Origin of the sequence: Nonomuraea sp. SBT364, assembly GCF_001083785.1 — a bacterium.
In the GTDB taxonomy this organism is placed as follows: domain Bacteria; phylum Actinomycetota; class Actinomycetes; order Streptosporangiales; family Streptosporangiaceae; genus Nonomuraea.
This window is the reverse complement of sequence record NZ_LAVL01000193.1, coordinates 1-14,597: the sequence shown is the minus strand read 5'-3', so window position 1 is coordinate 14,597 and position 14,597 is coordinate 1. Positions and strand designations below refer to the sequence as shown.

13 protein-coding genes are annotated in these 14,597 nt (G+C 73.0%); 7 read left to right on the top strand and 6 right to left on the bottom strand.

From position 1 onward, the window contains the following. The 4 genes from ADY59_RS41765 to ADY59_RS47835 all read right to left on the bottom strand — a co-directional run. Positions 1-721 (bottom strand): AfsR/SARP family transcriptional regulator (locus ADY59_RS41765; protein ID WP_049575083.1); only part of this gene is annotated, 721 nt, incomplete at its 3' end. Between the two features lie 49 nt (positions 722-770). After that, positions 771-1,532, bottom strand: a complete 762-nt coding sequence (locus tag ADY59_RS41760; RefSeq protein ID WP_049575080.1) for an SDR family NAD(P)-dependent oxidoreductase — start codon at positions 1,530-1,532, stop codon at positions 771-773. A 47-nt stretch (positions 1,533-1,579) separates the two neighbouring features. After that, entirely contained in the window at positions 1,580-2,110 is a 531-nt protein-coding gene (locus ADY59_RS41755) for a GNAT family N-acetyltransferase (RefSeq protein ID WP_231619149.1), read from the bottom strand. A 33-nt stretch (positions 2,111-2,143) separates the two neighbouring features. Beyond that, complete coding sequence (locus tag ADY59_RS47835) at positions 2,144-5,491, bottom strand: S8 family serine peptidase (protein ID WP_156326072.1); 3,348 nt, start codon at positions 5,489-5,491, stop codon at positions 2,144-2,146. Between the two features lie 141 nt (positions 5,492-5,632). On the opposite strand from ADY59_RS47835, the gene ADY59_RS41745 reads away from it, so the two are divergent. From ADY59_RS41745 to ADY59_RS41715, 7 genes are all read left to right on the top strand, one after another. Continuing rightward, a complete protein-coding gene (locus ADY59_RS41745) occupies positions 5,633-6,601 on the top strand; it encodes a helix-turn-helix transcriptional regulator (protein ID WP_049575078.1) in 969 nt (322 codons plus the stop codon). Beyond that, positions 6,598-6,999 carry a hypothetical protein gene (locus ADY59_RS41740; RefSeq protein WP_049575075.1) on the top strand — a complete coding sequence of 134 codons (402 nt, stop codon included), beginning with the start codon at positions 6,598-6,600 and terminating at the stop codon, positions 6,997-6,999. Before ADY59_RS41745 ends, ADY59_RS41740 begins: the two co-directional genes overlap by 4 nt. Before the next feature lie 184 nt (positions 7,000-7,183). Continuing rightward, entirely contained in the window at positions 7,184-8,602 is a 1,419-nt protein-coding gene (locus ADY59_RS41735) for a CehA/McbA family metallohydrolase (RefSeq protein ID WP_049575072.1), read from the top strand. Between the two features lie 28 nt (positions 8,603-8,630). Continuing rightward, the gene (locus ADY59_RS41730) at positions 8,631-9,638 is read left to right on the top strand and encodes an extracellular solute-binding protein (RefSeq protein ID WP_049575071.1); all 1,008 of its coding nucleotides are present in this window, start codon (positions 8,631-8,633) and stop codon (positions 9,636-9,638) included. Further along, entirely contained in the window at positions 9,638-11,302 is a 1,665-nt protein-coding gene (locus tag ADY59_RS41725; RefSeq protein WP_049575068.1) for an ABC transporter permease, read from the top strand. The genes ADY59_RS41730 and ADY59_RS41725 overlap by 1 nt, the downstream gene beginning before the upstream one ends. Continuing rightward, a complete protein-coding gene (locus ADY59_RS41720) occupies positions 11,302-12,339 on the top strand; it encodes an ABC transporter ATP-binding protein (protein WP_053175658.1) in 1,038 nt (345 codons plus the stop codon). Before ADY59_RS41725 ends, ADY59_RS41720 begins: the two co-directional genes overlap by 1 nt. A gap of 28 nt (positions 12,340-12,367) precedes the next feature. Beyond that, positions 12,368-13,231, top strand: a complete 864-nt coding sequence (locus ADY59_RS41715; RefSeq protein WP_049575067.1) for an LLM class flavin-dependent oxidoreductase — start codon at positions 12,368-12,370, stop codon at positions 13,229-13,231. Positions 13,232-13,280: 49 nt separating this feature from the next. Here the strand turns inward: ADY59_RS41715 and ADY59_RS41710 are convergent, their stop codons facing one another. Next, positions 13,281-13,808, bottom strand: coding sequence for an AAA family ATPase (locus ADY59_RS41710; RefSeq protein WP_049575064.1), 528 nt, complete (start codon positions 13,806-13,808; stop codon positions 13,281-13,283). A gap of 66 nt (positions 13,809-13,874) precedes the next feature. Beyond that, positions 13,875-14,474: a L,D-transpeptidase family protein gene (locus tag ADY59_RS41705; protein WP_063780951.1), complete on the bottom strand. Its 600-nt coding sequence runs from the start codon at positions 14,472-14,474 to the stop codon at positions 13,875-13,877. Positions 14,475-14,597: the final 123 nt, after the last annotated feature.

Genomic DNA, 14,597 nt, shown 5'->3' with positions numbered 1-14,597 from the left:
GCAGGGTCAGGTGCAGTTCGCGCAGGTGCGGGCCGGGGCCGGTGCCGAGCTCGGCGGCCAGCAGCTTCCGGTACGCCTCGAACGCTGCCAGCGCCTCCGCCTGCCTGCCGTGCGCGGCCAGCGTGCGCATGAGCAGGTCGCGCAGGCGCTCGCGCAGCGGGTGCGCCGCGACGAGCTGCTCCAGCTCCGCCACCGCGCCGGGCGGCCGGCGTCCCGTGGCGAGCCCCGCCTCGATCCGGTCCTCGGCCGCGCCCAGCCGCAGCTCCTCCAGGCGTACGGCGGCGGAGGCGGCGAACGGGAGGACGGCCACGTCGGCCAGGGGCTCACCGCGCCACAGTCCGAGAGCGCCGTCCAGGGACGGCAGCGCCGCCTCCGGCCGCCCCGCCCGCAGGGCGCGCTGCCCCTCGCGCGCCAGCCGCTCGAACCGCGCCACGTCCACGCCCTCGCGCGACACGTCCAGCAGGTAACCGGCGGGCTCGGAGCGCACCAGCCCGCGCCCCGGCAGGGCGCGGCGCAGCCGTGACACGAGCGAGTGCAGCGCCGGTCCCGGATTGTCCGGCCCCTCGTCGGGCCACAGCGCCCGGGCCAGCGCCCGCGCCGGCACCACGCTCCCCGCGTCGAGCGCCAGCCGGATCAGCAGCGCCCGCAGCCGGAACCCGCCGACGTCCACGGCCCTGCCGTCGGCCACCACCTCCAGCGGCCCGAGCACCCCGATGCGCATGCACCCACTCTGCCACCCGGCGGAACCCGGACGAGGGCCGCCGATCCGGCTAGTTCGGCGGTTCGAAGCGGCCGTCGACGGCCGTCCAGCCGCCGTCCACGTACAGGACGGAGCCGGTGACGAAGCTCGCCGCGTCGCTCGCCAGATAGACGACCGCGCCGGCCATCTCCTCGGCGGCGGCCCACCGGCCCAGCGCCGACTTGGCCGCGTACGCGGCGTACCAGGCGGGGTTGTCCTTGATCTGCCTGGTCAGCGGCGTCTCCACGACGCCGGGCGCGATCGCGTTCACCCGCACGCCGTACGGCCCGAACTCGGCGGCGGCGGTGCGCAGCAACTGCACCAGCCCCGCCTTGGTGGCCGAGTAGACGCTCTGGCCCGGCTCCGTCACCGAGGCGCGGATCGACGCGAAGCCGATGATCGAGCCGCCGCCCCGCTCCACCATGCCCGCCCCGAACGCCCGTACCACGTCGAAGGAGGCGCGCAGGTTGAGGCCGACGACCCGGTCGAAGTCCTCGCCGGTGTAGTCCAGGATCCGCTTGCGCACGTTCGTGGCGGCGGTGAACACCAGCACATCGGCGTCCTGCTCGGCGGCGGCGTCGCGGACGGCGGCGGGGTCCAGCACGTCGAGCAGCCTGGCCCGGCCGCCGCACCGCTCCGCCGTGGCGCTCGCGGCCGCCAGGTCACGGTCGGCGCACACCACCGACGCGCCGTGCGCGGCCAGCGCCAGCGCCGACTCCCTGCCGATGCCGCTGCCGGCCCCGATGACCACCGCACGCCGCCCGTCCAGGCGGAACAACCGCTCGTATGCCATGGAGGCACCCTAACGACTGGTCTGACCAGTGCACCAGGCCGGGCCGTTCAGGAACGCGCCTCCCAGTCCGCCCTGAGCAGCTCGTACTCCACCTCGCCCTGGTCGGAGCCGTCGATGAGGTCCGGCCAGTCCTCGAAGAACGTGCGCACGAAGCGCATCCCGCACTTCTCCATGACGCGCCGGGAGCCGGTGTTGACCGTCATCGTCTGGGCGTACACACGCCGGGCGCCGAGGGCGAACGCGCGGTCGATGAGCGCGAGCGAGCCCTCGGTCGCGTACCCCTTGCCCCAGGCGGCCCTGTGCAGCCGGTAGCCCAGCTCCGGCTCCTCCACCGGACCGCGCAGATGGAACCAGCCGATGAACGTGGCGCCGTCGAAGGCGGCGTAGAACCCTTCGGCGACGAACCTGGGCAGCGTCTTTCCGACGATCTCTTCGCGCGGCGTCGGCTTGCCGCCGTTGAGGAAACGCATGACCTCGGGGTCGTTGTGCAGCTCGTCCAGGAGATCGGCGTCGGCTTCGGTGAAACGGCGCAGGGCCAGGCGGTCGGTCCGCAGGTAGATGTCCACCCGCACACGCATACCACCCGGCCCCGGCCTCGTTCGACGGGTTTTTCACCCCCTGATCACGAACTGCCCGGTCAGCGGCCCGAGCTCGACCGCGTACGTACCGGCGGCCTCGCGCCGCACCTCGAACGTGACCCGCCCGGACCGGCCCGCGCCGAGCCGGACGGCCCGCCGCTGGTCCACCTCGCCGCCGACGCGCAGCTCCGCGTCGTAGGAGCCGGCCAGCTCGCCGACGTTCGTGACCCGCGCCTCGATCCGCACCCGGCGGCCCGGCCGGGCGACCTCAGGACCGACCTCCAGGTCGCTCAGCGCGAACACCGCCTCGGGCCCGGCCACCCGGTCGTGCACGAAGACGTCGTCCTGGCGGTTGGTGTCGCCGTCCACGAGGTTCGCCGCCTGGCTCTGGAAGGCGACGTGGCGGCCGTCGGCGCTGATCGACGGCAGCTCCGACCAGCCGTCGCCCTGCGCCCCCTGGGCCCCGGTGGAGACCCGCTCGGTGGTGCCGGCCTCCAGGTCGCGGACGAACACGTCGTAGCCGTTGTTGGTGTCGCCCTCCACCAGGGCGGCGCCGCTGCTCTGGAAGGCGACGTACCGGCCGTCGGCGCTGATCGAGGGCGCGTAGGAGATGCCGTCCGATGCGCCGCCGCCGGCGTCCGCCGACACCAGCCGGTTCTCGCCCGTCGCGAGGTCCTGCGCGTAGATCTGGCCGAGGCCGACGCCGTTGGTGAACACCAGCGTCCCGCCGCCGGAGCTGATCACCGGTCCGCGGCTCTCCGCCGGGTGCGGCCCGGCGATCCGCTTGAGCGTCCCCTCCCGCAGGTCGCGGACGAAGACGTCGGTCAGGCCGTTGCCGTCGTCCGGCACCAGGTTCGTGGCGTCGCTCTGGAAGGCCACGTACCGGCCGTCGCCGCTGATCGACGGCTCACGCGACTGGTTGTCGCCCTGCGTGCCGTCCTGGGCCACCGACAGGCGCTCGGTCGTCCCGTTCTGCCGATCGCGCAGGAAGATGTCGGCGCGGCCGTTGGTGTCGCCCGGCACCAGGTTCGTGGCGTCGCTGATGAAGACCGCGTAGCGGCCGTCGCCGGTCAGCTCGGGCGAGCCGGAGATCCCGTCCCCGGCCACGCCCTGCGACGACACCGAGACGCGCTCGGTCGTCCCGGTCCGCCGGTCGTGCACGAACGCGTCCGTCTGGCCGTTGGTGTCCCCCGCCACCAGGTTCGTCGCGCCGCTGCCGAAGCCGATGTAGCGGCCGTCGTGGCTGATCGTCGGGGACAGCGAGAAGCCGTCGGCCTGCTCGCCGGACGACGACACCGACACCCGCGACGTCTGCCGGGTGCGCAGGTCGGTGACGAACACGTCCAGATCGTTGTTGGTGTCGCCGCCGACGAAGTTCGAGGCGAACCCGGCGAACGTCACCGTGCCGCCGTCGCCGCTCAGCTCCGGCCACCACGCGTCGCTGTCGCCCTGGTGGCCCTCCGTCGCCAGCGAGACCCGGTCGGTGTCCGGCGTGCGCGGCAGAGCCACGTCCGCGCGCCCGCGACGCACCTGTACGGGACCCGACCGGGAGACGCCGGGAGCCGAGGCGGAGACCCGGTGGTCGCCCTCCGGCACGTCCCGGATCGTGTAGCGGCCGTGGCGGTCGGTCACGGCGGTGAGGGAGTCGGGCACGTCCAGCACCCTGACCGTCGCGCCCGGCACCCGCGAGCCGGTCGGGCCGTACGTCACCGTGCCCTTGACCGTGCCCCAGCGGGTGCGCTCCAGCTCGATCCGGCGCTCGCCGAGCCGATCCGCCTCGACGCGCACGCTCACGCGCCGCGTCTCATAACCGAACCGGGACAGCTCCAGGGAGTGCTCGCCCGGCGCCAGCCGCAGCTCGAAACGGCCGTCCGCACCGGTCACCGTGGTGCGCCCGTCCGCGCGGGCCACCTTCACCCCGGCCAGCGGCCCGCGGCCGCGCTCGTCCGTCACCGTGCCGCGCACGCCGCTCGTCAGCGCCGCCTCCGCGACGGCCGAGGCGGCGTCGATCCGGCCCGCGCCGTGCCGCGCGTTCGGCAGCGGCCCGTACCGCTCGTCGCGCACCGCCGTGCCCGTGAGGATCTCCAGCGCCCCGGCCGGGGTCAGCCCGGGCCTGGCCTGCTTCATCAGCGCGACCGCGCCCGACACGTGCGGCGTCGCCATGGACGTGCCGCTCAGCGTCTCGTACCGGCCGCCGGGCACCGCCGACAGCACCGCGACGCCGGGCGCCGACAGGTCCGGGACCACGTACGTGTCCGGCCAGTCGGCGGGGGCGTCGAGCCAGTCGGTCCGGTTCACCGTGCCGCCGCAGGAGAAGTCCGGCACGTCGTCGCCGGCGTCCGTGGCGCCCACCGAGACCGCCTCGTACACGTTGCCGGGACCGGCCGAGCCGCCCGGCGCGCACTCGTTGCCGATCGCGAACGATGGGAACGCTCCAGCGGCCAGGATGTTCCTGACCGGCTCGATGAACTGGTCGGAGTAGCCCTCGGCGCCCAGCGACATGCTGATCACGTCGGCGGGCTCGCCCGCCGGGCTCCCGTCCGCCGCGTACGGCGCGAGCGCCCATTCCATGCCCGCCAGCACCTGGGCGAGCGTGCCCGACCCGCCGGGGATGACCAGGCCGCCCATCAGCTCGGCGCCGGGCGCCACGCCGATCCGCGTGCCGGAGGCGTCCCCGCCGGCGACCGTGCCCGCCACGTGCGTGCCGTGGTAGGCGCTGTCGTGCGGTGCGCTCGGCACCGGCTTGCCGTCCGGGCCGAACTCGATCCACCCGCCGGGGTACGACGCGTCCGCCTGGTCCGCGGTCACCAGCTTCCCGGCCAGGTCCGGGTGCGTGATGTCGATGCCGGTGTCGAGTACCGCCACCCGCACGCCGTCACCGGTGAGGCCGCGCTCGTCCTGCGCCCTGTCCGCGCCGATCTTGGCGAGGCCCCAGGTGGACCCCGCCGCGGCCTTCGCGTTGGCGGCCCGCTCGGTCCTGGGCACGGTGACCGTGAAGTTGGGGATGATCCGGTCGACCAGGTCCAGCCCGGCCAGGGCCTCCAGCGTCGCGGGCGTGGCGCGTACCAGGACCATGTTCTTGATCCAGAAGGTGTTGACCACCTGGTCGCCGCGCGACTCGACCAGCCCGGTCACCGGGTCCTGGATCGCCTCGGCGGCCCTGGCCAGCGCGGCGGCGGGCTGGGCGGCGGCGGGCCGGGACTTCAGCACGACGGCCGCCTCGACCCGCGCGCCCGCGGCCCGCATCTGGCCGGTCAGCTTGCTGTCGATCTTCGGGTGCGTCCCGTCGCCGGCGGCTGCCGCGGGGTTCGCGGGGAGGGTGACGGCCAGGCCGAGCGCCAGCGTGACGGCCGCTAACAAGCGCGGCCCGGACAACGGCATGACATGACTCCTTCGTTCTGTGTGGCTGATGAGGCCACTGGTGCCGTTGAACGCTGACATCCGCCGATATTTCCTGACAAGCTGTGATGGCGGCGAGTTTCTGCCACATGGCAGGATCATGACACCCTGCGGGAGGCGCGGATGCTGGAGGCGATCGGCCTGAGCCCTCAGGACGAGGCGGTCTACGACGCGCTCGTCCGCCGCACCCAGGCGACCGCGACGGAGATCGTCCACGACTGCCACCTGCCGCCCTCGGCCGCCCGCCGCATCCTGCAGTCGCTGGTCGCGCTCGGCCTGGCCACCCGCTCCACCGGCCGCCCCGCCCGCTACGTCGCCGTCTCGCCGGACAGCAGCCTGGAGGCCATCGTCCGCGAGCGCGAGCGCACCCTCCAGGACGTACGGTCACACGTCCGCTCACTGATGGACATCTACCGCGCGAACACTCGCTTCGCCCATCCCGGCGAGCTCATCGAGGTCGTCTCGGGACGGGACGAGGTGAACCACCGGTGGGTCCAGATGCAGCAGAACACCCGCTTCCAGATGCGCGGCTTCGACCGCCCGCCCTACGCGGCCCCGCAGGAGCACACGGAGTCGAACCCGATCGAGCTGAACCTGCTGAAGCGTGGGGTGAAATATCGCGTCATCTACGACACGTCGGTGCTGGAGCTGCCCGGCTGGCTGGACGACGTGACCGCCGGGATGCGCCACGGCGAGCAGGCCAGGATCGCCGGGGACCTGCCGATGAAGCTGGGGATCTCCGACGACCGGCTGGCGATCATCCCGCTGCTCCGGGCCGGTGACGACGCCGTGAGCGCGTCCTACCTGATCCACCCCTCGCCGCTGCTGGACGCGCTGGTGGCGCTGTTCGAGGCGACGTGGGAGCGCAGCATGCCGGTGCGGCTCAGCGAGCCCGAGGCGGCGGAGGTGCCGGCGGACGAGGCGCGGCTGCTCACGCTGCTGGCGTCGGGGGCGACGGACAAGGCGGCCGGCCGGGCGCTGGGCTGGAGCGAACGCACCGTGCAACGGCACATCACCAAGCTGATGCGGCGGCTGGGCGCCCAGACCCGCTTCCAGGTGGCCATGGAAGCGACCCGCCGGGGCTGGCTGTGAGACGCCCGTGGCCGATCGCGCTCCTGGCGGGGCTTCTCGCCGGCGTCGCGCTGGCCGGAGCGGCCCTCTTCGTCCTCCGCGGCGGCCTGTCCCCGGCGCCCGTCCACCGGGTGCCCCCCGCCACGGTCGACCAGGTGCGTGCCATCGGCGTCGTGCGGGCGGAGGGCAGCTACGCGTCGAGTGAGGACATCAGCGGAGGCGACAGCACGTCGATCGTCCACACGCTCGTCCTCGACGTCGCGAGCGCGCGTGCCGGCCAGACGATCGACAGGACCGCCGGCCTGCTCACCGGACGCGGCTGGAAGCTGCTGGACAAGAACCGGTTCGGAGCCTCGCTCCGCGACACATCCGCCGAGACGGAAACGCTGGTCATCGTCACGCTGACGCCAAGCAGCTGAGGGGCGGCCCCCGAGGACCGTATCTCCCACGATCGGCCTGAAACCCCTGATCGGCAACGTTTCGGACAGACCAGAGACCATACGACAGATTCACCTAATGTCTTAACAAACGTTGACACGTCGTTCATCTCCCGGATAGAAAGCTGTCACTGATCGGCAAGACAGACGGGAGTCCGGCGGCACCATGATCGGGGAGATCGAGCTGCTCACGGTGGCCACCCACCTGCCCGAGCCCGCGTTGGACCTGCACTACCTGCACCACCCGCTGGACGTCCCCGAGGGGGCCGGTGAGCTGGAGCTGGTGCTCGAATACGACAAGATCATGGACGTCGTCCAGATCTACGCGGTGCTCCTGGAGCCCGACGGCACGTTCCGCGGGCACGTGCAGTGCCCCGGCGGGCCGGGGCCGAGGCGGCTGGTCATCCGGGTGGGGCACGACGAGGCGACGCCGGGATGCGTGCCGGGCCCGATCCCGCCGGGCCGGTGGACCGTACGGCTCGATCTCGACCGCCACAAACAGGCCGCGCCGTACACCCTGACGGTACGGGCGCGTACGGCGGACGGGCGGGCCGGCGAGGCGGCGCGCACGGCGACAGGCGCGACGCCGGTGGTGGCGGGGCCGAGGGCACGCCGGGCGGTGAAGGCGGCCGGCGGCTGGTACCGGGGCGAGCTGCACAGCCATTCGCACCACTCCGACGGCAGGCGGCCCGTCGCCGACCTGGTGAAGGCCGCCCGCGACGCCCGCCTGGACTTCCTGGCCATCACCGACCACTTCACCTCAGCCCACTGGCACGATCTGGATGCCCACGACGACACCGGCGGCATCGTGCTGCTGCGCTCGATGGAGCTCACCAGCCACCGGGGCCACGCGAACCTGCACGGCCTGTCGCGCTGGGTCGACACCTACGTGGACCGCCCCGAGCACACGATGACGCAGGTGGCCGACGACGTGCACGCGCAGGGCGGCCTGCTGTGCGTCAACCACGCCTTCAGCGGCGACCAGGCGTGGCGGCGCTTCGACACGCCGTGGGACCGGATCGATCTCATCGAGATCGCCCACCTGCAGCAGGGCGCCAACAACGACGCGCAGATCGGCCTGTGGGACCGGCTGCTCACCGCCGGGCACCGGGTGATCGGCGTGGCGGGCAGCGACTGTCACGATCCGCACGACCCCGGCCAGGCGCTCGGCCAGGTGGTCACGGTGGTGCACGCCGGGGAGGCGAGCGAGGCCGGGATCGTGGCGGGCCTGCGCGCCGGGCGGGTGGCCGTGTGGCGCGGCGCCGACCTCGACATGCGCGTGGACGGCGCGCCGATGGGGTCGAGCACCGGGCGCGGCCGGGTGCGCGTCGAGGTGGACGTGCGGGCGGACGAGCCGGTCGTGGTGTTCGTGCTGCGTGACGGGCTGATCGTCGGCGTGGTCCCGGCCGCGGACCGGCCGGGGGAGTGGCAGCGGATCACCGTCGAGGACGTGATCGACCGGCCCGGCTACTACCGGGCCGAGGCGCACGCCGACCCCGGCAGGCACGACCCCCGCTTCTGGGCCAGCTCCATGCGGGACCACAGCTCGCTGCGGGCAGCCGGCAACCCGGTCTGGATCAGCTGAAACCCCCCTCGGATCAGGAGACACAACCATGCGGTACGGGATCATGCTCGGCGCGGTCACGCTGGCCCTGGCGGGCTGCTCGGGTGTGCTGACCAACAACGACGCGGGCGGCGGCCAGGGCGACGCGAACTCGCTCACGCTCTACTCCGTCAGCGGGCCGGAGGTCACGGACCCGATCCTGGCCAAGTTCAAGGCCACCCACCCGGACATCACCGTCAACAAGATCAGCCTGCCGGGCACCGGTGAGGCGTTCGCCCAGGTCAGGGCCGAGAAGGACCGCCCGCTGGGCGACGTCATCTGGGGCGGCTCGTCCGAGCTGTACTCGGCCAACGCCGACCTGATCGCCGCCGCCGAACTGCCCAACGACGCCTCGACCGTGGCCAAGGACCCGAACCACATCTGGCACGCCACCGACCTGCTGTTCCAGGCGATCGCCGTGAACACCGACAAGTTCCCCGACGCGGCCGGGCACCCGAAGACGTTCGCGGACCTGGCGAAGCCGGACTACCCGGGCGGCGAGATCGCCTTCGCCACCCCGAAGTCGTCCGGCACCTCCTACAGCCTGCTGACCACCATGGTGACGCTGCACGACTGGGAGTACGTGACCCGGTTCGCGAAGAACGCCCGCATGCTCGACGGCTCCACGGCCATGTTCAACATGGTCAAGGACGGCGAGGTCGGCACCTCGTTCATCAACGAGGACCTGGGCGCCAAGTGGATCGAGGCGGGCGCGAAGATCAAGCTGATCTACCCGACCGACGGCGTGTCCAGCCAGATCGGCTCCGCCGGGATCATCAAGGGCGCCAAGCACCAGGAGGCGGCCAAGACGTTCGTGGACTTCCTGATGTCGAAGGAGGCCCAGCAGACGATGGTCGACGAGGTGCAGCGCCGCTCCTCGCGCGCCGACGTGTCCGCGCCGGCCGGGCTGCCGCCGGTCGAGCAGCTCAAGCGAGCCGGCGTGGACGAGAAGTGGGCCTCGGAGCAGAAGGACGAGATCCTGGCCAAGTTCGACGACGCGGTCAAGAGCGCGGGCTGATGGCCGGAGCTTCCCGGACGAACTGGCGTGACCCCTGGCGGCTGGCCGGACTGGCCGCCCTGCTCGTCCTGCTGATCTTCATCGTCTACCCGCAGCTGTGGATCGTCACGGCCGCCTTCACCTCCGACTCGGGCGAGTTCACCCTCGACAGGTTCGCCGCGTTCGTCTCCGACGACAGGTTCACCACGCCGCTGGTGCACAGCGTCGTCGTCAGCCTCGCCGTCGGGGCCGGGGCGGCGCTGGTGGCGGTGCCGTTCGCGTTCGTCATGGCCCGCTACCGGGTGCCCGGCCGGGAGGCCGTGCTCACGCTGCTGACGATGGCCACGACCTCGCCGCCGTTCCTCGGCGCGTACGCGTGGCTGCTGCTGCTCGGCAGCGGCGGCATCATCACCAAGGCGGCCCGCGAGGCGGGCCTGCCGCTGCCGTTCGACTCGATCCTCGGCGTGGGCGGCATCATCTGGGTGGGCGTCTGGTTCACCTTCGCGCTGATCTTCCTGATGGTGTACGACGCGTTCCGGGCGGTCGACCCGGCGCTGGAGGAGGCCGCGCTGTCGGTCGGCTCCGGGCCGTGGCGGGCGCACTGGAAGGTGACGCTGCCGCTGGCCGTGCCCGCGATCGTCACCGGCTGCTACCTGGCCGGGATGCGGATCTTCGCCGACTTCGGCACGCCCATGCTCATCGGCGGCGGCTACCAGATGCTGCCGGTCGTGGTCTACCAGAACTTCATGTCCGAGGTGGCCGCCAGCCCCGGCGTCGCGGCCACGGCCAGCATCATGATGGTGCTGGTGTCCGGGCTGGCGCTGGTCGTGCAGCGCCGGGTCGTCGCGCGGCGCTCGTTCGCGGTGACGGGCGGGCGGGAGCAGCCGCTGCGCGAACTGCGCGGCGCGCCCAAGGCGCTCACGCTGGCCGGGATCTGGACGGCGCTGCTGCTCGGCTTCGTGCCGCACCTCGTGGTCGTCCTCACCAGCTTCCTGCGCTGGCAGTCCGGCATCCTGCAGTGGGAGCCGACGCTGGACAACTACCGGCGGCTGTTCGAGGAGTCGCTGCAGCCGATCGTGCTCAGCTTCGTCTTCGCCGGCATCGCCTGCCTGCTCGCGCTCGTCATGGGCGTGGTCGTGGCCTACATCGTGGCCCGCAAGCGCTTCCGGATCTCCGGCCCGCTGCTGAACAACCTCGTCATGGTCCCGTACATCCTGCCCGGCACCGTGTTCGCCATCGGGTTCATCCTGGCGTTCAACCACCTGCCGGTCATCCTCACCGGCACCGCGCTGATCATCGTGGTCGCCTACTTCATCCGGCGGCTCCCGTACGTGATGAAGTCGATCGAGACCGCGCTCGGCCAGGTGCACCCGTCGCTGGAGGAGGCCGCGATGAGCGTCGGGGCACCGCCCCGGCGCAGCTTCCGCGACATCGTCGTGCCGATCATCAGGCCCGCCGTCATCTCCGGCGGCACCGTCGGCTTCCTGCAGATGATCACCGAGCTGTCGGCCACCGTCATGCTGTACGCGGTGCCGTGGGTGACCATGACCGTGGTGATCTTCACCAACGCGATGCAGCCGGGCAGCCCGTTCGGCGTCGCCTCGGCCATGACCACGGTGCTGCTCGTCTCCGTCTACGTGCCCCTCTACCTGCTGCGCCGCCGCTACAACATCCGGAGCATCTGATGGACATCAGCATCGAGGGCGTCTCCAAGACCTTCGGCGAGACGACCGCCCTGGAGTCGGTCGACCTGCGGGTGCCGTCCGGGCGGCTGGTCACGCTGCTCGGCGCGTCCGGCTGCGGCAAGACGACGCTGCTGCGCATCGTCGCCGGGTTCGAGACGGCCGACACCGGCAGCGTCCGGTTCGGCGAGCGCGACCTGGCCAAGGTGCCGGTGTGGAAGCGCCGCATCGGGTTCGTCTTCCAGAGCTACGCGCTCTGGCCGCACATGACCGTCGCCGAGAACGTCGCGTACGGGCTGCGCCTGCGCAAGCTGCCCAAGGAGGAGGTCGCCGCGAAGGTGGCCGCCGGGCTGGCCATGGTCGGGCTGACCGGCCGCGAGCAGCGCAGGCCCGGCCAGCTGTCCGGCGGCCAGCAGCAGCGCGTCGCCCTGGCCCGTGCGCTCGCCCTGGAGCCCGACGTGCTGCTCATGGACGAGCCGCTGTCCAACCTGGACGCCAAGCTGCGGGTCGAGATGCGCAGGGAGATCCGCCGCATCCAGCAGGAGACGGGCATCACCGCCGTCTACGTCACCCACGACCAGGACGAGGCGCTGGAGATCTCCGACCTGGTCGCCGTCATGAACGGCGGCCGCATCGAGCAGATCGGCGCCCCCGAGGACATCTACGACCGGCCGGAGACCACCTTCGTCGCCTCGTTCGTCGGCACCGTCACCCTGCTCAAGGGCAAGGTCACCGGCGACGGCGGGCTCGCGCTCGGCGGCGGCGCCACGGTGAACCTCGGCCGGCCCGCCGGCGCCCCCGGCGCCGTCGTGAACGTCGCCCTGCGACCGGAGGACCTGCGGCTCGTCGACGAGCACGCCCAGCTCACCGGCACCGTGGTGCGCAGCAGCTTCCAGGGGTCCAGCCGCGAGTCGGTCGCCGAGCTGCCCGGCGGCGAGCAGGTGGCCTTCGAGCACCGCGGGCCCCTCACCACCGGCGCCACCGTCGGCCTGGTGGCCGACCGCTTCACCGTCGTCGAACGCGACACGGGGCTCGCCTGAGCCGGGACGGACCGGTAGAAAGGATCACATGACCGCACTCGGCGCCGTGTTCCGGCCCCAGCTCCCGCCCGAACGGCTCCGCGAGGTCGCCCAGGCGGCCGACGACGCCGGGCTGGAACAGCTGTGGCTGTGGGAGGACTGCTTCTTCGAGGGCGGCGTCTCCACCGCCTCGGCCGCCCTCGCCTGGACCCGGAACCTGCGCGTCGGCGTCGGGCTGCTTCCCGTCCCGCTGCGCAACGCCGCGCTGGCCGCGATGGAGGCGGCGGCCCTGCACCGGATGTTCCCCGGCCGGGCCGTGCTCGCGCTCGGCCACGGCGTCCAGAGCTGGATGGGGCAGACGGGCGCGCGCGTGGAGTCGCCGCTCACCCTGCTGCGCGAGCACCTGGCGGCCACGCGGGCGCTGCTGCGCGGCGAGCGCGTCACCACGCAGGGGCGTTACGTGCGGCTCGACGACGTCGCCCTCGCCTGGCCGCCCGCCCCGCCGCCGCCGGTGCTCGCCGGCGCCACCGGGCCGCGCACCCTGCGCCTGTCGGGCGAGGCCGCCGACGGCACCGTGATCGTCGCCGGCACCTCGCCGGACGACGTACGGCGGGCGCGCCGGCTCATCGACGAGGGCCGGGCGGCCGCCGGGCGCGACGACCGCCACGAGCTCGTCTGCTACCTGCACGCCGCCACGGGCCCCGACGGTCCCGCGCGCCTGAAGGCCGAGATCTCCCTCAGCGGCAAGCCCGAGTACGGCGCCGCGTGCCCGGCCGGGGCCGTCGCCGAGGCCGCCGCCCGTCTCGCCGAGGCCGGGGCCGACACGGTGATCCTCCAGCCCACCTCCGACGAGCCCGACCCCGCCGGCTTCGTCCGCTTCACCGCCGAAGAGGTGCGCCCCCTCCTCACGTGACGGGCACACCCGCGAGCGGGCACGCCCCTGAGCGGCCGAGGGGCTTCGGTCAGGGGGCCCAGCCGGTGGCCGTCAGGACGGCGGCGGCCACCTGCGCCGGTGAGTCGTCCGCCACGTGCACCGTCACGTCCTCGACCCCGGCCTCGTCCAGGATGCCGTCGAGCTCCCCCGAACGGGCCAGATGCCAGCGCAGCCGCGCCTCGTCGTCGTCGTGCCGGCGGGTGAGCCGCCGCCGGAGCGTGGCCGGCTCGACGCGCAGCCGGCACACCGTCAGCTCGACGCCGAGCGCCTCCCGGTAGCGCCGCCGCTCCTCCAGGCTCTCGATGACCCCCGCCAGGACCAGGCGTACGGCCCCCGCCTCCAGGTAGTTGCGCGCGACGCTGCGCATGTTGCGCACGGCCATCGCGGAGTTGAACGGGTCGCCGGGCGGCGACGGCCACGAGCGGCGCAGCCAGTCGAGGTCGAGCACGGCGTTGGGGACGCGGGCGTCGGCGAGCAGGTCGCCGAGCGCGTCAGCCGCCGAGGTCTTGCCCGCGCCGACGGTGCCCGTGACGAGGAGGGCGCGGGCTGGATACATGCGGCCATTCTGGCAGAGACCCGGCACGGGCGGCGTCGGTCCCCGGGCGGCCCCCGGGCGGCCGGGTCACCCCCTGCCGCGCCGCACGTACACGGGCTCGCCCACGTCGACCAGGCGGTAGAGCCGGTCGGCCGTGTCCATCGGCACCCGCACGCAGCCGTGCGAGGCGGGCCGCAGCGGCACCTTCGTCGACCCGTGCATCGCCACCCCGCCGACGAAGTACAGCGAGTTGTACATCGACCCGAGCGGCCCCGTCGTCCACCCCGGGGCCCGCTTGGTGACCCGGAAGTCGCCCTCCGGCGTCCGCGCGACCCGGCAGCGGCCTCCTTCGCAGAAGCGCACCCCGGCGCCGCTCGACACATGGGAGATCAGCACCGGCCGCCGGTCGCGGTAAACGGCGAGGAGCTGGCGGCGCAGGTCGATCTCGACCCGGTCGCGGGCGCCGCCCGGCACCAGCGGGCGCATTCTCCTGGGGTGCTCCAGCAGGCGCAGCACCTTGGCGTCCGCCACGTTGCGCGGCGGCATTCCCTGGCTCTTCTGGAACCCCCACACCGCGGCCAGGGTGGAATCGTCATAGACCCCGCTGGCGCGTCCCCAGAAATACCCTTTGTCCCGCAATCGCCGCTGCATCTGCTTGACCGCCGGACCACGGTCGCCGGGCCGCAGGACGGTCGCCGGACCGGCGACCGTGGTCCGGCGGTCAAGCAGATGCAGCGGCGATTGCGGGACAAAGGGTATTTCTGGGGACGCGCCAGCGGGGTCTATGACGATTCCACCCTGGCCGCGGTG